Here is a 17601-nt window from a genome sequence, read left to right as displayed (position 1 = left end):
TACTGCTGGATGCGCTGCGTCATGCATAAACTGCCGCCGCTCAGCCTGTACATTCACATTCCCTGGTGTGTGCAAAAGTGCCCGTATTGCGATTTTAACTCCCACGCCCTCAAAGGCGAGGTGCCGCATCAGGAATATGTGGATCACTTATTGGCGGATCTGGATGCAGATCTGCCGCTGAGCGGTAACCGGGCTCTCAGTTCAATCTTTATCGGCGGCGGTACACCCAGCCTGTTGAGCGCAGAAGGCATGCAGGCACTGCTCGATGGCGTGCGTGCCCGTTTGCCGCTTAGCGCGGATGCCGAAATCACCATGGAAGCCAACCCCGGCACGGTAGAAGCCGATCGCTTTAGCGGCTACCAACGTGCGGGTATTAATCGAATCTCTATTGGTGTGCAAAGCTTCAGCCCGGAAAAACTGACGCGTCTCGGCCGCATTCACGGCCCGGAAGAAGCCCGGCGGGCCGCACGACTGGCGGCTGGCCTCGGGCTGCGCAGTTTCAATCTGGACCTGATGCACGGCTTACCGGATCAGACGCTGGAAGAAGCGCTGGATGATTTACGGCAGGCAATTGCGCTCAATCCACCGCACCTGTCGTGGTACCAATTGACGATTGAGCCAAATACCCTGTTTGGTTCGCGCCCGCCAGTGCTGCCCGATGACGATGCATTGTGGGATATCTTCGCACAGGGTCATGCGCTGCTCACTGCCGCAGGCTATCAGCAGTATGAAACTTCTGCCTACGCCAAACCGGGCTATCAGTGTCAGCACAATCTCAACTATTGGCGTTTTGGCGACTATCTGGGGATTGGGTGTGGCGCACATGGCAAGATCACGCGCGCTGACGGGCATATTCTGAGAACCGTAAAAACCCGCCACCCGCGCGGTTATATGCGCGGCACTTATCTGGACCAGCGCAATGAAGTGCAAGCGGAAGATCTGCCCTTCGAGTTCTTTATGAACCGCTTTCGGCTACTGGAGCCCGCACCACGCAGTGAGTTCAGCGCTTACACTGGTCTGGCAGAAAGCGTGGTGCGCCCACAAATAGACTGGGCGTTGGCGCAAGGCTACCTAACGGAAACCGCTACCCACTGGCAGGTGACCGAGCACGGCAAGCTGTTTTTAAATTCCTTGCTGGAAGGGTTTTTGACGGAATAAACGCAATCAAATGCAAAGGCAGGTGAACGGCAGATAACATGAACCGACACCTGTCACCGACAGAAATAGATAATGCCTGTTTTTTTATTGTGAGTGCACCTTCGCAGTGATAATTTCACGCCCTTTGGCGGACTCGAAGGACATTACCAATGATAATAAAATTATATTCCCCACCTACAATGCATACCGAATTTACTGTTAAAAATACAAAGAACACGGCACAAAAAAACAATCTATCTCGATGTATCAGCTTTACCGAAAACTCCAGTAATGACATCAAAACAAAAGCAAAAGAAATATCATTAAAATATGACTTGCTGGTCGACGACATTTTATGTAGCACACCTGGCGTCCTGAAAAGTCAACGAGAACGCCTGCGCACTATCGGGCTTGCCGTCACGGCCTTAGAGCATGTGACCAAAAAAGAGTTACCCCATGCCGAGAATAAACCAACGCTTAATGTCGCTATTACCGAAAGAATAAAAAACATCTGCGAAGCACTCCCCGTGGATAAAAATAGAAACTTCACGCATGATGACGCTTATCTACAGCGTGGAAACAATTTCATTTCCACGTTTCTTTCATCAAAGGGAACGGCTGCCGATAAGATAAGTTATGCGCAGCTATTGAGTATCGGGGAGAAAATGAGAAAAAATAGTGCCAATCCTGCTTCCGTTGATCAAATGGCAATAAAAAAATTCTCAACCGTTTGGGATCTTCGTGCCACGCTAGCGCAATCTTATCCACGTTAGCTTCTCTGCGGCACGACAACGCAGTTGCCCTTAAGGGCACTTAAATGCATATATTGATCAATTTACGGGCCTATGGAAAATCCGCTCGGAACTCGCAAAGACGGTATACCCTAAATAATTCGCGTTGCAGGAAGGCGGCAAGTGAAGGAATCCCGATGAGCTTACTCAAGTAAGTGATTCGGGTGACTGAGCGTAGCCAACACACCTGCAACGTGAAGTATGACGGGTATAGATATCCATTGATATTCTTCCTGCGGCAACCAGGTTTAACGCGGTGATTGCATATCAATGTGTGGGATGCCGTCCTCATCGTACACCTCACTGCAAGGCGTAAAACCGAAGCTGCCGTAGAAATGCTGTAAGTGGGCCTGCGCCGAAAGGAAGAGCGGCTTTCCAGCCCAATGACGCGCGCACACCACCAGTGCATGCTCCATCAGCAGATGTCCCACATGCTGCCCGCGTGCGCTGGGCGCAACGATAACGCGCCCAATCTTCACGCTGTCTTTAATGGTCTTAGGGGCCAGCAAGCGGGCATAGGCCACCATTTTTCCTTGATGGTAAGCGGTCACATGGCGATGGCTGTCCACCAGATCTTGTCCATCAATATCCTGATACGGGCAGTTCTGCTCCACCACAAAGACCTGATTGCGCAACGCCAGAATGTCATACAGCGCATACAGGTTCAGATCCTTGGCACTCCAGTCGTGCCAAATCAGGTTCATTTTCATTTCCTGTGCCATAGCCACCCTTTCGCCTACTCCTTCGCCCCGCCGGTTGAACGTCGCGCACGCGCCGTCGTCACCCACAGCACCACAATGCTTAAGGCAAATAATACGCCAAACCCAACGCCAATGCCGAGAACCGGAACACCCAGTTTCACCACCAACGAGTAGAGACCGAGCATTAGCAGCATCGCGGTGTTTTCACCCAGATTTTGTACCGCAATGGCGTTACCGGCCCCTACGCTGATGCGTCCGCGTTCTTGCAACAGCGCATTGAGCGGCACGATAAAGAAGCCCCCCAGCGCACCGATAATCACCAACAGGCCATAAGCACCAACCAAATTGGTCTGCAAGGTGAAAAAGACCACCGCGACGCCAATCAACACCCCGGCAGGCAGGCAACGGCGTGCAGTTTTGAGCGTGATCAGTTTGGCCGCCAGCGCCGCACCTAGCACAATCCCCACCGCCACCATGGCATTGAGCAGCGTCGGCGTAGCGTTATCGGTAATACCAAGTGCCAACGGCACCCACAGCACCAGCAGAAAGCGCAGCGTGACGCCCGCGCCCCAAAACAGACTGGTACCAATCAAAGAGAGTCTGGCATCACCATCACGCCACAGTGTGATAGCCGCAGAGAAGAAGCCTTGCGCCATACGCTTCGGGTGCCAAGAGGTGCCCGGTCGCGCCGCTTTCAGGCGTGGGATCATCAGGTTCGCCGCCAACGCAATGCCATAGGCCACCGCACAGGCCCCCAACGCCAGATACAGGTTCCAGTCCGCCAGCACGCCGCCAGCGACCGAACCAATCAGAATGGCCGCAATGGTTGAGGCTTCCATCAGTCCGTTGGCTTTCACCAACTGATCGCCGTGGGTGATTTCGCCGAGAATACCGTATTTGGCCGGTGAGTAAGCCGCCGCTCCCACGCCCACCAATGCATAGCCTAGGAAGGGATTGCCACCCACGCAGATAGACAGGGCCCCCAGCAGCTTCAAGGCGTTGGCGAACATCATCACCCGACCTTTAGCAAAGCTGTCAGCCACTTGCCCGACAAAAGGGGACAGTACGATGTAGGCCGCCACAAAGCCCATTTGCAGCACCGGCTGGCTCCATTCGGGATAGAGCAACGATTTGATCAGCGCCAGCGTGGCAAACAGCAGCGCATTATCGCCAAAGGCCGAGAAAAACTGCGCAACGATGACCGCATTCATGCTGCGCGACAGCAGCGGCGGCACGGTGCCTTCCTGCGAACTCATTCTGCGCCCTCCGGCTGCTCTGCCATCTGGCGCAGCGTCACGAAATCCGGTTTTCCGCTGCCCAGCAGGGGCAGTGCCTTAAGCACGCGAATATCACGCGGCACCGCCAGTTCCGGCACGCCGCTGCTGCGCGCCTGTGCCAGCAAACGCTCACGGGTCAACGTGCTGTCAGTGGTAAACAGCACCAGCGCTTCCCCTTTGCTGCTGTCGCTTTTCGCGCTGGCAGCATGTTGTTTATCTGGGGAGACGTGCAGCGCCAGTTGTTCAACGCTCTCCAGCGACACCATTTCTCCGGCCAGCTTGGCAAAGCGCTTCACACGACCCACGATGGAACAAAAGCCCTGTGCATCCACATCGACAATATCGCCGGTGTCATACCACCCTTCCTGCCGTTCACCCTCAGCATTTTCCGCCACAGGCCGCTCCAGCACGCCAGGATTTTCTACCCGCAGGTAGCCCTTCATCACATTGGGACCACGCAATTGCAACCGGCCACCGCGTTCAATGCCCGGCACCGGAATCAAACGGGATTCAATCTCTGGCAGCAAGCGCCCTACGGTGTGCACCTTTGCGGCCATCGGAACGTTGATCGCCACCACCGGTGCGCATTCGGTAACGCCATAGCCTTCAAGAATGCGGATACCGAATTTATCCTGCCAGACGTTACGCACGTTCTCAGACAACTTCTCAGCCCCGGCAACTACGTAGCGCAAGCGAGCAAAATCATAAGGATGCGCCACGCGCGCGTAGTGTCCAAGGAAAGTGGAGGTGCCAAACAGCACGGTACAATTCTGATCGTAAACCAACTCAGGAACAATGCGGTAATGCAAGGGGCTGGGGTAAAGGAAAACCCGTGCACCCGTCAGCAACGGCGTGAATAAACCCACGGTCAAGCCAAAGGCGTGGAACAGCGGCAGCGCCGACATAAAGCGATCGCGCGGGGTAAAATCCGCCACGGTGCGAATCTGTTCAACGTTTGCCAGCAGGCTGGCGTGGGAGTGCACCACGCCTTTCGGGTTGCCTTCAGAACCGGAGGTAAACAGGATCATCGCGGCATCATCTGGCTGCTGTGGCACCATGGCCCGCACCGGAAACAGCAGGTGGAATAAAATCCACGCCTTGTCGGCTAGCGTTACCGTGCCCTTCAAATCTTCAAGATACACCCAGTTGGCTTCGTTCACCTGCTCTGGCAGGTGGGTCAGTTTCCCTTTTTCCAGAAACTGGCGTGAGGTGACGATGGTTTTGATTTCCGCCGCCAGCATCGCGCTTTTAATGCCTTTTGCCCCCGCCGTGTAGTTCAGCATGGCAGGCACGCGGGCGCGCAGCGACGCACCGAGAATGGCCGCCGCCGTTACCGTGGCATTCGGCAGCAGCAAGCCGACATGCTCTTTTTCCCGGGTAAATCGTTGCAGAATACGACCGACACCGAGGGATTTTTTCAGCAGCCCTTGATAACTGTCTTCACTGAAAGCGATATCCGCAATGGACGGCGAACTGTAGCCATAGCGCTGACAAGCAGAGAGAAACGCCTGATACAGCGTCTGGCGCGGGCGCGTTTCCATGCGCGCAGCCATCATGATGCGGTGCAAGTGCTCACCCGCCAGTTCGCGCCGTTCACGCGCACTGCCCGCCACCGGCATCGGTAATGTGGTTGGCGGCAAATAAGACAGGGTAACCTGAGGGAAAAGGCGTTGCTTAAACGTGCCTTTAAGGCGACCAAATGGGCTGAATGCAATGCCTTCGATGCGCACCGGCACCAGCGTTGCGCCCGATTTTGCCGCAACGAAGGCCGCACCGCTGTAGATCTTCATCAGGGAACCGGTCACCGTGATACGCCCTTCAGGGAACACCACCACCGGGCGCCCCTGCTCAATCACTTTGATAAGCCCTTTGATCGCCAACGGCTTAGTAGGGTCGAGCGGCACAAAATCGATGTAGGGTTTCAGGAAACGCATAAACCAGCGATCGCTGATGCTGGAATAGACGGCAAATACCGGCTTAATCGGCAAAAACAGCGCCAATAGCACACCGTCTAGAAATGACTGATGATTTGGCGTAATCAGCAGCTTTGATTGTTTAAATACCGCACTATCGCCTTCAATCCGTATGCGATACAGGCGCTGGAACAACCAACGCAGCAGGGTGTATACCATTCCTTCTCCCATAGTCAGGCCATCAGCGTGCCGGCCCTTCACAGTTAAACGACCATATAAAAACGGCGGGACATTCAAACTACTATAGCTATCAGACGAGTGTAAGGGCAACTGTGCCGCACGCATGATGCGGAAATAACGAGAAAAAACAGGAAAAGCGGAGGAGCGAACAACAGGCAAAAAAAAACCTACGCATCCGCGTAGGTTGGTGCAATTTCATGGTTCAATGTGCCTCTGCGATTTACTCGACAGAGCCCATCGATTTACCACCAATCAATACCTCTGGGATGGTCTACTCTAGAGACTCGCCCTGGATGAGGCCAGTGGACAATCGCAAGAGTTTTGCTCTAAGTGCAACCAACTGTAAATTTCTGCCGAGTCATGTAAAGTCGGCCTCCCCAATGGTGATAAAAATCACCTTCCAGCCTAAAACGTGATCTACATCTCACGCTGAACTGCCCTGTTTGCCGATAGCTATCAAACGTTGCTCGGTGGATTTCTGGATGCAATTGTCCTCGTAAGGGAAAACGGCACTGCATTTTACAGGAACAAATAACCACACAAATAACGTGTATTTAGGCGCTTTTTTCAACGGAATTGTTTCCCACTCACGCGCTACTATCAATCACGCTTGCATCGGGCAAGTTCATAAAATCGTATAAAGGTTATGGAAAATAATGAAGAATTATAAGATTGGCACCAGGCTCGCTGGGGGATTCGGCTTGCTAATCCTTTTTTCTCTGGTCATGTTGGTCTCCGGGGTATACCAACTGAAACAAATCTCAAGCAGCACCGCCTGGATGATGCAGGCACCGTTGCAGAAAGAGCGTCTGACATCGGACTGGCACGGTGTGTTAGTTGCCGGGGTTCAGCGCGGTATGGCGCTGGCAATGAGTGACGATCCGACCTTAACCAAATTGTTTGAAGCAGAAAACGTCGCATCAAGCAAGGAAAGTAGCAAACGCCAGGAAGCGTTTGCCAATCTGATCTCTACGCCGGAAGAAAAGGCACTGTTTGACAAGCTCGGCGAATATCGCAAGCAATATCTGGATAAGCGCAACGCCATCACTGCTGCGAAAAAAGCTGGCAATCCAGAGCAGGCCAAGCAGCTGTTCGAAAACGAATTTTTGCCTGCGTCACGTGGCTATCTGGACAGCATAGAGGCGCTGAGCGAACACCAACGTAATGCCATTGACGCGATGGGGAAAGCCATCGATGAGAGCGCTCGCAATGGTTATCTGTTTCTCGGGGTTATCGGCCTGCTGATTGCCGTGGTCGGCGTGCTGATTGCCTGGATATTAACGCGCAGTATTGTGCATCCCTTAGAGCGCGCCGTGCAGGCGACGCAAGCGGTAGCCGATGGCGATTTGACCCATGACGTCCGACCGGAAGGGCGCGATGAAGCCGCGCAACTGCTGCACGCGCTGCACAACATGACCCAGCGCCTGCGTAATATCGTGGGTGAAGTGCGTGAAGGGTCTGAATCCATTGCCGGGGCATCAGGGCAACTGGCGGCGGGCAATATTGACCTTTCCAGCCGCACCGAAGAACAAGCCAGCGCGCTGCAAGAAACAGCGGCGTCCATTGAACAACTGGCTTCCACCGTGCGTCAAAACGCCGACAACGCCAAGCAGGCGAATCACCTGGCACAATCCACTGCCGGTCAGGCGCAAGCGGGCGGGAAGTTGGTGACGGACGTGGTGAAAACCATGGGCGCTATCGATGCATCATCGAAAAAAATCGTTGATATCATTGGCGTGATTGACAGCATCGCCTTCCAGACCAACATTCTGGCGCTGAACGCCGCCGTAGAAGCCGCCCGTGCCGGTGAACAAGGCCGCGGTTTCGCCGTGGTCGCCAGCGAAGTGCGTAATCTGGCGCAGCGCAGTGCGGGTGCTGCTAAAGAAATCAAGGAACTGATCGACCATTCCGTACAAACGGTGGAAGCCGGTAATCGTCTGGTTGAACAGGCGGGCGAATCCATTGTTGGGATCGTTAATGGTGTGCGCCAAGTGAGCGATCTGGTCGGTGAAATCAGCTCTGCCAGCCAGGAACAAACGCTGGGCATTGAGCAGGTGAATGTGGCCGTCAACCAGATGGAAACCACCACCCATCAGAACGCCGCACTGGTGAATGAGGCGTCGGCGGCAACCCAATCGCTGCAACAGCAGGCGGCACAGTTGGCGCGTACCGTCAGTATTTTCCGCCTGAGCAACCGGGAAAACAGCGCCGCGTTAGCCGCTAACCCACTGCCTGCGGCGGCACCGAGCGCGCTTCTGCTCAAGCCAGCGCTCGGCGTCAGCAAACCTGCCGCAGACAAAGGAGGGGATTGGACATCGTTCTGATGTGATGCCTGACTAGGCTCGCCTTCAGGGGCGAGCTTTCTTGGGTTTATACCAACGCCTGATGATAGAGCCGTACCGGTTTGGCCGGGTATTCCAGCCCATCACCGATATAGTGCCAGCCCATTTTTTCGTAGTAACCGCTAAAGGTGGCATACAGATAAAGGGATGAAAAACCGGCGTGACGACTATAGGCCAACACATGCTGTTGCAGCGTTTTTCCTAATCCTTTATCCCGATATTTTTCATCAACATAGAGCGCAGCCAACCAGGGAGAGAGATCCTGGCGACTTTGCAGATCGCACAGCCACAGCCCGACGGTGCCCACCAGTTGCCCTTCGTCCAGTGCGATAAAGGTCAGGGGCAACCCCTCTTGCCGCATACTGCTTTGTACAATACTGGCGAAAAATTCACGCCCATTGTGGCGATCGAACGCCTGCCACAGCCAGTCCGTCACCTGTTCCTGATGGTGCGGATGGGAGGCTAAAGGAACAATCTCAACCATAACCCAGCAATCCTGATACGGGCGCAACGCAAGCGCCCACTAAAAATATTCAGACCAGTTTTCCCTGAAAAATCGGTACCGAGTCGAAAAGATAACCATCAAATTCGGGCGCATCCGCATCGGAAATCGCCATCAGCGTACTTTTGACGTTTTCCAGATGTTCCCACATCGCCTGATAGGAACCCGGTACGTCGCGTCGGCGCAGCGCTGCCAGGATGGTCTGGTGGTCCGCCAGCCATTTCAAACGATAACCGTGTTTACCAACGTGAGCATAAAGCTGTTGCCACAGGGGATTGTCGTCGCGGCAGGTCCAAATATGGCTGACCGATTCCAGCAGCATCTGGTTTTGTGTCGCGCCAGCAATTTGCAGATGAAAAAGTTTGTCGTAATCACTGCGGTAGTCGCTTGCCGCGATCGCCGCCTGCTCTTTTTCCAATGTAACGCGCAGATTGTCGATATCCGCGCGGGTCGCCATGCGTGCGGCAAATGCCGCAATGTTACTCTCCAACAGTTGGCGCGCCTGCAACATTTCAAACGCGCCAATGCGGTGATGCGCCTGACTCTCTTGCGTTTCCTCATCAGGGATGCAGAGCACGTAGACACCCGATCCCTGACGAATATCAACGGTGCCTTCCAGTTCCAGCATCAGCAGCGCTTCACGCACAATGGTGCGGCTCACGCCGTAGGTTTCAGCAATGTTTCTTTCCGGCGGCAGGCGCGACCCCACCGGGAATTTTCCCTGCTGAATTTTCACGCGCAGATCGCTGCCGATCTCCTGATACTGTTTCTTTTCTTGCAGAACCACATCTTTCGCCACACATTCACCCTAGCTACCGCAGCCCAACAGATAACGCGCACGTTGACCAGATGCCACCGAACCAGAGTACGGCAGCATACCGGTTAACAACGACGCGCGGCATGCCGCGCGTCAGGATATTGCGGCTAGTTTACCAAACTCAGCGCCTGATCGAGCACTTTGGCACCATTTAATGTGCCATAGGCGACGGAGTCGATCACGGCAATCGGCACCTGATAGCTGTCGGTCAGCTTTTGATTTTCTGCCAGTTTGAAGCGAACCTGCGGCCCCAGCAATACCGCGATGATGTCCTGACCGTAATCTTGCAGCTCCTCACGCAGATTTTGTTCAGGAATGGCGTAAATTTTCAGTTCCAGGCCGCGCGCCGTGGCTTCTTTCTCCATTTTTGTCACCACCAGCGAGGTGGACATGCCCGCCGAGCAGGCCAATACGATACGTTTCATGGCAAATCTCCTTGGAGACTATTTGTCTTCATCATCCAACATAAGCGTGAGCGTGCGCGTGTCACGCAGTTGCCGAAACCAGCCTGCCGAGGCTTTTGGTCGACGCGCCCGTTCCTGTTCGAGATCGATCTCAATCAGGCCATAGCGATTTTTAAACGCATTCATCGGGGAGACGTTATCGGTAAAGGCCCACAGCATATAGCCCTGGCAGTTCGCCCCCTCTTCGCGCGCTTTCAGCGTCCAGTAGAGGTGTTCGGCAATAAAATCGATGCGGTAGTGATCCTGAATCACGCCGTCGCTGTTTTTAAAGCGCGCCTCGTTCTCCACCCCCATACCGTTTTCCGCCACAAACCAAGGAATATTGTCGTATTCCTGTGTCATACGCTGCGCCATGTCATAAATGATTTTGGGCTGAATTTCCCAACCTCGGGAGGGATTCATGCGGCGTCCCGGCAAGGAAAAATGTTCATAGTAGTAGGCGGGGTGAAACGGCGTATCGGGATGCCATGCCCGCTCCGGCGCTTTCACCCGGTGCGGGAAGTAAAGATTAATGCCCAGTTCATCCACCCGATTATCACGGATGACAGCCAGCTCATCATCGGTATAGGCCCATTTCACCTGATGCTTTTCCAACAGTGCCAACAACTCTGCCGGATATTCGCCCTTCACCGCCGGATCGAGAAACACGCGGTTGAAGAACAGATCGTACAGGCGCGCCGCTTCAACGTCGTGCGCAGCATGGGAGCGCGGGTAGGTCACTTCCGGGTTGAGGATGGTGCCGATACGTCCACCGTCACGATCGTGACCGTTGGCACGAAAGCAAGCGATAACTTTCGCTGTTGCCAGATTTTTGTGGTGATTCCATTGCATCCAGGTGCCGGTGTTTTGCTCATACGGATAACGCTCAGCGTCCAGATAGACGCGGGTTTGCACCACAATCGGCTCATTAAACACAAACCAACGCTTCACCTTATGCGCATAGCGGGCAAACACCGCTTGCGCATAGGTGACAAACCACTCCACCACCTGCTTTGATGCCCAGCCCTGATATTTCTGCATCAGAATAGCAGGCAGTTCGTAGTGTTCCAGACACAGCATCGGGGTAATCCCCTGCCGCAGCAGTTCATCGATGACGCTATCCACATAGGCGGCATAGGTTTCATCGACGATGCCCTGCTCATAATCGAGCATAAAGCGCGACCAGTTGATCGAAGTACGGTAGTGCGTTAATCCGCACTGTTTCATCAACGCGATGTCTTCGCGATAGCGGTGATAAAACTCGGTGGCGCGTGCCGGGCCATAGCCGTTATGCCACACTTGACGATCCTGCTTGTACCACAGATCCAGGTAGGAATCCTGCCCTGCCCGCTTTCCGCTCCACCCTTCGGTCTGCCAGGCGGATGCCGCAGCGCCCAGGATAAAATCCTCGGGAATGGTGACAGTAACCTTACTCATCGTTCAGCTCCTCACTCTGGTTATTTGCCCGCCGCGTTAGCCTGCTGTGCCGCCTGCTCCGCTTCGCGCTGCGCCAGATCGGCACGACGTGATGCTACCTGCACGAAAGGCAGATAGATCAGGGTAGCGGTCAGAATGCACACCAGTTGCGTCACTACCGCGCCCATGGAACCGGCGGTAGAGAGCCAGGCGTTGATGATGGGTGGCGTAGTCCAAGGCACCATCACTACCGCTTTACCGGCGAATCCCATGCTGGTGGCAAAGTACCCGATGGTGCCGGTAACCAACGGCGTGATGATAAAGGGAATCGCCAGGATCGGATTCAGCATGATAGGCATACCAAAAATCACCGGTTCATTGATGTTGAACACGCAGGGGCCAAAGGAGATCTTGGCGATCTCTTTCATTTCCCGCCGCTTAGAGGCAATCATCACCGCCAGCAAAAGTCCGATGGTCAGCCCGGAACCCCCTATACTCATATAGACGTCCCAAAAGGGCATGGTGATGATATTGGGGATCTCTTGCCCCTGCTCAAACGCGGTCATGTTGACGGCGATCGCCCCCAGCAGCAGCGGTTCGCGGATCGGTTTGATCATCTGGTTACCGTGGATACCGATAACCCAAAACAGCTGTGCAACAAACATCAGCACCAGCAGCCCCGGCAGACTCTGCACCACTGACTCCAGCGGCTGCTGCACCACTTTATAAATGGCGTCATACAGGTGCATACCGGTAATCGCGTGGAACGTGAAACCGAGGGTGGCAATGAACGTCACGGTGATGATGCCGGGGATCAACGCCGAAAACGATGCGGCGACGTTAGGCGGTACGCTGTCCGGCATTTTGATGCGCAAACGGTCTACTTTTTCCAGTTTGCTGTAGATCTCCACCGAGAGGATGGCGATAAACATGCCGAGAAACAGGCTTTTGGTATCCGAGAACTGCCGCGCCAACACGTCTTTTACCGGCACCGTTTGTCCGTTGACCACGATATCGATAGTGGTAGGCGTAATCGAGATCAGGCAAATCACCGCCAGCAAGCCGGGAAACAGGCTGCGTGAGCCGTTAATGCGCCCAAGCTCGATCCCTATCAGAAACACCGCACCAATGGTCAGAAAATTGAGCGTCGCATAGTTGATACCGCTCATGATGGGTTTGAGCGGTGCCAAAAAAGAGAACATCGCGAAACTGGCCAGACCGTTTTTCGGATCGAGCACCATGTTGGAAATCAGCACGGAAAAGGCACCGACGATAATCACCGGCATCAGAGTAATAAACGAGGCCTTGATGGCCATAATATAACGCAGGCTATTGAACTTATTGGCAAAAGAACCCAATGCGTCAATCACTTGGTCCTTGAATGACATAACAGCACCTCATCACAATGGTTGTGTCGTGCGGGACAGCGCCCCAGATAGCCGTTACGCGCAGAATGCATACCGCTCATCGCGCATGTGCGTTTGGCATACCAAAATTCGACTAATATGCGTTATTTTTCTGTGACAACACTCCAATAAACCAATATTGGAATTCCAATATGATGATCAACGCAACATTTGGCATACCATAAGGGGCTAAAAATGACGATCGAGATGGAAACCACCGTAATGGAGTTGATCATCAACGCTGGAGAAGCACGTTCTCAGGCGATGATGGCTATTCAGGCAGCGCGCCAGAAGAAGTGGGAACTGGCCGCCGCATCCTTAGCCGCCGCCCAGGACGCGGTGCGCGCCGCGCATCTGATCCAGACGCAGCTGATTGGGGAAGATGAAGGACAAGGGAAGATACCGGTCAATCTGATCCTGGTACACGCCCAGGATCATCTGATGACGGCGATGCTGTGTCGCGATCTGGCTGAAGAGATTGTGATGCTGCGCCAGGAGTTCGCGGGTGCCGCCTGAGCAGCATAATGCGAGGTTGCGCTACTCTTGATCCAACTGTGCAGCCACGTAGAGCAGAAAGCGATCTTCAAAATTCGCCAGATTCAGCCCCGTCAGTTCCGCAATACGCCGCAAGCGGTATTCGAGCGTATTTTTGTGGATAAACAATGCCTTGGCTGTTTCACCGGCCTGCTGGTTATGGCGAAACCAAGTATGCAATGTTTTTCGAAACACCCCGTTGCCGTCATTGGTTTTTAGCCGCTGCAACGGGCTTACCAACTCTGTCGCTTGCCAGCCATCGCGCAGGCTGTCGAGCAGCACCGGCAGTTTGATGTCCTGATAGCAGAAGCAGTGCACGTCTGGCATCCGCTGTTTGCCTACACTGATGGTGGTTTTTGCCGTGTGGTAAGAGCGCACCACGCCCCCTTGCTGTGGGAAAAAATTCCCCAGCGCCAGACGTACTTTTAGCGGACTGCCCTGCTGCAAACGCTGATAGAGCTGTGCCATGCGGCGCTTATGCTCTTCAGGCTCCCAGCGTTCCGCGTGCAGATAAGCGGGTTTCAACACCACCATTTCGGTGAGTGACACAATCGCCATCAGGTCATCTTTACCGGTTTCCATCAGCAGGGACTGCAACTGCTGCAATTCGCTCATTGCCGTGCTGACACCGAGTTGGCCGCTGTCCAGTTCCACCACCATGGCAACGCGCGGCAAAGCCAGATCGACGCCCAAACGTTGCGCCCACTCCTGCATGGTGGCGGAGTAGCTGTCGTTACGCACCATGCTTAACACCAGTTCTTCACGCAAACGGCTGTTTTGCGCCAACAGTTGCAGCAAATGCGCCTGTTCCAGCATCATTTCCGCCGTCATGCACACCAGCTCGCCAAATTGCAGCAAACCATCGGGATCGCCGGTCAGGCCAATGACGCCGACGATCTGGTTATTTAACCGCAGCGGCAAGTTCAGGCCGGGCCTGACACCGTGCAACGTATGCATTGACGCATCATCAATCGATACCACCCGTTGCTGACTGAGCGCCAGTAGCGCCCCTTCGTGAATTTCACCAATACGCTCGCGATCGCCGCTGCCAATAATACGGCCTCTGGCATCCATGACGTTGATATTGCAGTCAATAATTTTCATGGTGCGTTCAACGATCGAATAAGCTAATTTCGCGTCGAAATCATAATCTGTCATTTACTATTCCCCTGGTGCAGCGAAAAAATATTTCACCAGCAGGAGATAACCTGCATGTAAATACGCCACATCAACAACCACTGCCTTTTGTAATTTAATAAAGTTATTTTCATCAACCCAATTATTATAAGGGAAAAATAAAATAGCTTTATTTCATAACGTGCCGTGTCTTTTATTTCGGTTTAAAAATAAAGACTTCAACAGCGATAAAAAATAAATCATGAATTTCGATACAGGAAATTAGCCCGATACATCGCCGCCATAACCCGCCGACGGCGATGATCGTCACGCGTTTATTCCACAATGCAAATACGACAGGTGTTGGTGCTGCCAATTTGTCCGACGCTGTCACCCTGCGTCAAAATGACGCTGTCACCGGTCGCAAGCGCACCGCGCGCTTTCAGCAGCGCGATAGCATCCTGCGCTGCGCCCAGCCCTTCGGCACGGCCGTTGAACGGCAAGGGCGTAACGCCGCGATACAGCGCAACCTGATTCAGCGTTTCAGCATGACGCGATAGCGCATAAATCGGCAAACGTGAGCTAATGCGAGACATCATGCGGGCGGTGCGGCCCGACTCCGTCATCGCAATCACGGCTTTGACGCCCTGCAAATGGTTAGCTGCATACATCGCAGACATCGATGCCATCTCTTCGACATTGGTGAACTGCACATCAAGGCGGTGTTTCGAGGTGGTGATGCTCGGGCTACGCTCAGCCCCGAGGCACACGTTTGCCATCGCCGCTACCGCTTGCGCCGGATAGCTGCCTGCGGCGGTTTCAGCCGATAACATGACGGCATCAGTGCCGTCCAACACCGCATTGGCAACATCCATCACTTCAGCACGCGTTGGCATCGGGCTGGAAATCATCGATTCCATCATTTGCGTCGCGGTGATCACCACGCGGTTCAACTGACGCGAGCGCTGAATCAGACGCTTTTGGACGCCCACCAGCGCGGCATCACCAATTTCTACGCCTAAATCGCCGCGCGCAACCATGATGACATCCGCAGCCAGAATCATGTCATCCATGTTTTCTGGCGTGGCAACGGTTTCCGCACGCTCGACTTTGGCAACAATCGCCGCCTGGCAGCCTGCTTCACGTGCCAAACGACGCGCATAGCGTAAATCGTCGCCAGTGCGAGGAAACGAAACCGCCAGAAAATCCACCTTCATCCTGGCTGCCAGCAGAATATCTGCCTTGTCTTTTTCCGTCAGCGCTTCGGCGGAAAGCCCGCCGCCGAGCTTGTTGACGCCTTTATTATTGGAGAGGGTTCCGCCTACGGTGACCGTTGTAATGATTTTTTCACCGTCAATACGCACGACACGCAGTTGAATGCGGCCATCGTCCAGCAGCAGAATATCACCCGGCACTACATCGCGCGGCAGTGCCTTATAATCGATGCCAACCTGAGTATTCTCGCCCAAGCCTTTTTCCAATAGGGCATCAAGAATAAAGGTATCTCCAACATGCAGAAATACTTTACCTTCTTTAAAGGTTGATACCCGAATTTTCGGCCCTTGCAAATCGCCCAAAATAGCCACTGACTTCCCCAAACGCTGGGCAATAGCACGCACTTGTTCCGCGCGAGCAATATGATCGTCTGCCGCACCGTGCGAGAAATTAAAGCGGACTACATTAGCGCCTGCGCTAATTATTTTTTCCAGGTTATTATCACGATCGGTTGCCGGACCGAGGGTAGCAACAATCTTGGTGCGCCGAATAGTTTCAGTCATATTCTTTCCCTTTTTATTACTGGCGCTTAATTATGCTGCCGCTTTTTTCAACAGACGACCAATATTCTCGCACGCACGTTCCATATTAATCGGGCCATCTTTCAACAGCGCTTCAATATTGTCTGCTCGCGGAATAATGCCGAAAATCGTGTCAATACCTTCGCCGTACAGTGTTTCAACGCCTTCGCCAACGCAGCCGGATACCGCAATAACCGGTACGCCCTGCGCTTTGGCGGTTCTGGCAACGCCGTAAGGGGTTTTACCAAACTTGGTTTGGTAGTCGATACGTCCTTCACCGGTAAAGCAGAAATCCGCACCGGCCAGCTTGTCACTCAGCCCACTGAATTCGACAACAATATCAATGCCTCGGCGCAGTGTGCACTGGGTGAAAGCCATCAGCCCCGCCCCCAGACCGCCCGCCGCACCGGCCCCCGGCACAGTGGCAATCTCTTTGCCCAACTGCGTGCGGATCACCGCCGCGTAATGCGCCAGATTGTTATCCAACTGTGCAACCATCTCCGACGTTGCTCCTTTCTGCGGGCCGAAAATAGCGGATGCACCCTGCTCACCGCACAGTGGGTTGGTCACATCACAGGCCACCTGAATATCCACCTGTGCCAAACGGCTATCCAGCTCGGAAAGATCGATGTGGTGCAAACGATCCAGCGCGCCGCCGCCGCGCGGCAGGGTGTTGCCCGCTTCATCATAAAAACGCACACCCAGCGCTTCTGCCATGCCCGCGCCGCCATCATTGGTTGCGCTGCCACCGATACCCAGAATGATTTTCTTGATGCCTTTGTCCAGGCAGGCGCGGATCAGTTCGCCGGTGCCGTAGGTGGTGGTCACCAACGGGTTTTTGGTGTCGCGGTTAACAAATTGAATACCGCTGGCGGACGCCATTTCAATCACCGCAATCTCGCCGTTACCCATGATACCGTAGCTGGCCTCAACCGTTTCTCCCAACGGTCCGGTCACGTTTAACGCATACAGCGTGCCTTCGGTGGCATCAATCAGCGACTGGGTGGTGCCTTCACCGCCATCCGCCATGGGAACGTGCACGAAATTCGCTTCGGGGAATACCTTACGCAACCCTTTTTCCATCGCGTTACACACTTCTTTCGCCGTCATGCTCTCTTTAAATGAATCGGGCGCTAATACAAACGTTTCGTTTTTCATTGTGGGTTGCCT

General features: G+C 54.1%; 15 protein-coding genes. 4 read left to right on the top strand and 11 right to left on the bottom strand.

What is annotated here, in order from left to right; all coding sequences use genetic code 11:
* The first annotated feature begins 21 nt into the window (after positions 1–21).
* The gene (hemW, locus tag J5224_RS07255) at positions 22–1158 is read left to right on the top strand and encodes a radical SAM family heme chaperone HemW (RefSeq protein WP_264624729.1); all 1137 of its coding nucleotides are present in this window, start codon (positions 22–24) and stop codon (positions 1156–1158) included.
* A gap of 149 nt (positions 1159–1307) precedes the next feature.
* A complete protein-coding gene (locus tag J5224_RS07250; RefSeq protein ID WP_264624723.1) occupies positions 1308–1910 on the top strand; it encodes a hypothetical protein in 603 nt (200 codons plus the stop codon).
* A gap of 266 nt (positions 1911–2176) precedes the next feature.
* Here J5224_RS07250 and J5224_RS07245 read toward each other — a convergent pair whose 3' ends face one another.
* Genes J5224_RS07245 through aas form a run of 3 tightly spaced genes read right to left on the bottom strand, consistent with a single transcriptional unit; the run spans position 2177 to position 6038 of the window.
* Positions 2177–2632 carry a GNAT family N-acetyltransferase gene (locus tag J5224_RS07245; RefSeq protein WP_264624722.1) on the bottom strand — a complete coding sequence of 152 codons (456 nt, stop codon included), beginning with the start codon at positions 2630–2632 and terminating at the stop codon, positions 2177–2179.
* Between the two features lie 32 nt (positions 2633–2664).
* On the bottom strand, positions 2665–3885 hold the full coding sequence (lplT, locus tag J5224_RS07240; RefSeq protein WP_264624721.1) for a lysophospholipid transporter LplT: 1221 nt from the start codon (positions 3883–3885) through the stop codon (positions 2665–2667).
* The gene (aas, locus tag J5224_RS07235) at positions 3882–6038 is read right to left on the bottom strand and encodes a bifunctional acyl-ACP--phospholipid O-acyltransferase/long-chain-fatty-acid--ACP ligase (protein ID WP_264624728.1); all 2157 of its coding nucleotides are present in this window, start codon (positions 6036–6038) and stop codon (positions 3882–3884) included. Before aas ends, lplT begins: the two co-directional genes overlap by 4 nt.
* Before the next feature lie 677 nt (positions 6039–6715).
* Here aas and J5224_RS07230 point away from each other — a divergent pair.
* A complete protein-coding gene (locus tag J5224_RS07230; protein WP_264624720.1) occupies positions 6716–8383 on the top strand; it encodes a methyl-accepting chemotaxis protein in 1668 nt (555 codons plus the stop codon).
* Positions 8384–8429: 46 nt separating this feature from the next.
* Here J5224_RS07230 and J5224_RS07225 read toward each other — a convergent pair whose 3' ends face one another.
* The 5 genes from J5224_RS07225 to J5224_RS07205 all read right to left on the bottom strand — a co-directional run bounded on the left by J5224_RS07225 (position 8430) and on the right by J5224_RS07205 (position 12967).
* Positions 8430–8885 carry a GNAT family N-acetyltransferase gene (locus J5224_RS07225; RefSeq protein ID WP_264624719.1) on the bottom strand — a complete coding sequence of 152 codons (456 nt, stop codon included), beginning with the start codon at positions 8883–8885 and terminating at the stop codon, positions 8430–8432.
* 49 nt (positions 8886–8934) lie between these two features.
* Complete coding sequence (locus tag J5224_RS07220) at positions 8935–9702, bottom strand: FCD domain-containing protein (RefSeq protein WP_264624718.1); 768 nt, start codon at positions 9700–9702, stop codon at positions 8935–8937.
* 125 nt (positions 9703–9827) lie between these two features.
* Positions 9828–10145, bottom strand: a complete 318-nt coding sequence (locus J5224_RS07215; RefSeq protein ID WP_264624717.1) for a PTS sugar transporter subunit IIB — start codon at positions 10143–10145, stop codon at positions 9828–9830.
* Between the two features lie 18 nt (positions 10146–10163).
* Positions 10164–11600, bottom strand: coding sequence for a glycoside hydrolase family 1 protein (locus tag J5224_RS07210; RefSeq protein ID WP_264624716.1), 1437 nt, complete (start codon positions 11598–11600; stop codon positions 10164–10166).
* Between the two features lie 20 nt (positions 11601–11620).
* Positions 11621–12967 carry a PTS sugar transporter subunit IIC gene (locus J5224_RS07205; protein ID WP_264624715.1) on the bottom strand — a complete coding sequence of 449 codons (1347 nt, stop codon included), beginning with the start codon at positions 12965–12967 and terminating at the stop codon, positions 11621–11623.
* A gap of 213 nt (positions 12968–13180) precedes the next feature.
* Here J5224_RS07205 and J5224_RS07200 point away from each other — a divergent pair, with 213 nt between their 5' ends.
* The gene (locus J5224_RS07200) at positions 13181–13501 is read left to right on the top strand and encodes a PTS lactose/cellobiose transporter subunit IIA (RefSeq protein ID WP_264624714.1); all 321 of its coding nucleotides are present in this window, start codon (positions 13181–13183) and stop codon (positions 13499–13501) included.
* Between the two features lie 21 nt (positions 13502–13522).
* Here J5224_RS07200 and J5224_RS07195 read toward each other — a convergent pair whose 3' ends face one another.
* The 3 genes from J5224_RS07195 to J5224_RS07185 form a co-directional block, all read right to left on the bottom strand.
* Complete coding sequence (locus J5224_RS07195) at positions 13523–14677, bottom strand: CdaR family transcriptional regulator (protein WP_264624713.1); 1155 nt, start codon at positions 14675–14677, stop codon at positions 13523–13525.
* 293 nt (positions 14678–14970) lie between these two features.
* A complete protein-coding gene (gene pyk / locus J5224_RS07190) occupies positions 14971–16413 on the bottom strand; it encodes a pyruvate kinase (protein WP_264624712.1) in 1443 nt (480 codons plus the stop codon).
* A gap of 30 nt (positions 16414–16443) precedes the next feature.
* Entirely contained in the window at positions 16444–17589 is a 1146-nt protein-coding gene (locus J5224_RS07185; RefSeq protein WP_264624711.1) for a glycerate kinase, read from the bottom strand.
* Positions 17590–17601: the final 12 nt, after the last annotated feature.

It is taken from the genome of Candidatus Symbiopectobacterium sp. NZEC135 (genome assembly GCF_025962695.1).
Note: the sequence above shows the minus strand (reverse complement) of the source record. Positions and strands in the feature narration are given on the sequence as shown.

Coding starts and splice junctions, on each gene's coding strand:
- hemW (WP_264624729.1), top strand. CDS start 22: ATGCATAAACTGCCGCCGCTCAGCCTGTACATTCACATTCCCTGGTGT.
- J5224_RS07250 (WP_264624723.1), top strand. CDS start 1,308: ATGATAATAAAATTATATTCCCCACCTACAATGCATACCGAATTTACT.
- J5224_RS07245 (WP_264624722.1), bottom strand. CDS start 2,632: ATGAACCTGATTTGGCACGACTGGAGTGCCAAGGATCTGAACCTGTAT.
- lplT (WP_264624721.1), bottom strand. CDS start 3,885: ATGAGTTCGCAGGAAGGCACCGTGCCGCCGCTGCTGTCGCGCAGCATG.
- aas (WP_264624728.1), bottom strand. CDS start 6,038: ATGGTATACACCCTGCTGCGTTGGTTGTTCCAGCGCCTGTATCGCATA.
- J5224_RS07230 (WP_264624720.1), top strand. CDS start 6,716: ATGAAGAATTATAAGATTGGCACCAGGCTCGCTGGGGGATTCGGCTTG.
- J5224_RS07225 (WP_264624719.1), bottom strand. CDS start 8,885: ATGGTTGAGATTGTTCCTTTAGCCTCCCATCCGCACCATCAGGAACAG.
- J5224_RS07215 (WP_264624717.1), bottom strand. CDS start 10,145: ATGAAACGTATCGTATTGGCCTGCTCGGCGGGCATGTCCACCTCGCTG.
- J5224_RS07210 (WP_264624716.1), bottom strand. CDS start 11,600: ATGAGTAAGGTTACTGTCACCATTCCCGAGGATTTTATCCTGGGCGCT.
- J5224_RS07205 (WP_264624715.1), bottom strand. CDS start 12,967: ATGTCATTCAAGGACCAAGTGATTGACGCATTGGGTTCTTTTGCCAAT.
- J5224_RS07200 (WP_264624714.1), top strand. CDS start 13,181: ATGACGATCGAGATGGAAACCACCGTAATGGAGTTGATCATCAACGCT.
- J5224_RS07195 (WP_264624713.1), bottom strand. CDS start 14,677: ATGACAGATTATGATTTCGACGCGAAATTAGCTTATTCGATCGTTGAA.
- pyk (WP_264624712.1), bottom strand. CDS start 16,413: ATGACTGAAACTATTCGGCGCACCAAGATTGTTGCTACCCTCGGTCCG.
- J5224_RS07185 (WP_264624711.1), bottom strand. CDS start 17,589: ATGAAAAACGAAACGTTTGTATTAGCGCCCGATTCATTTAAAGAGAGC.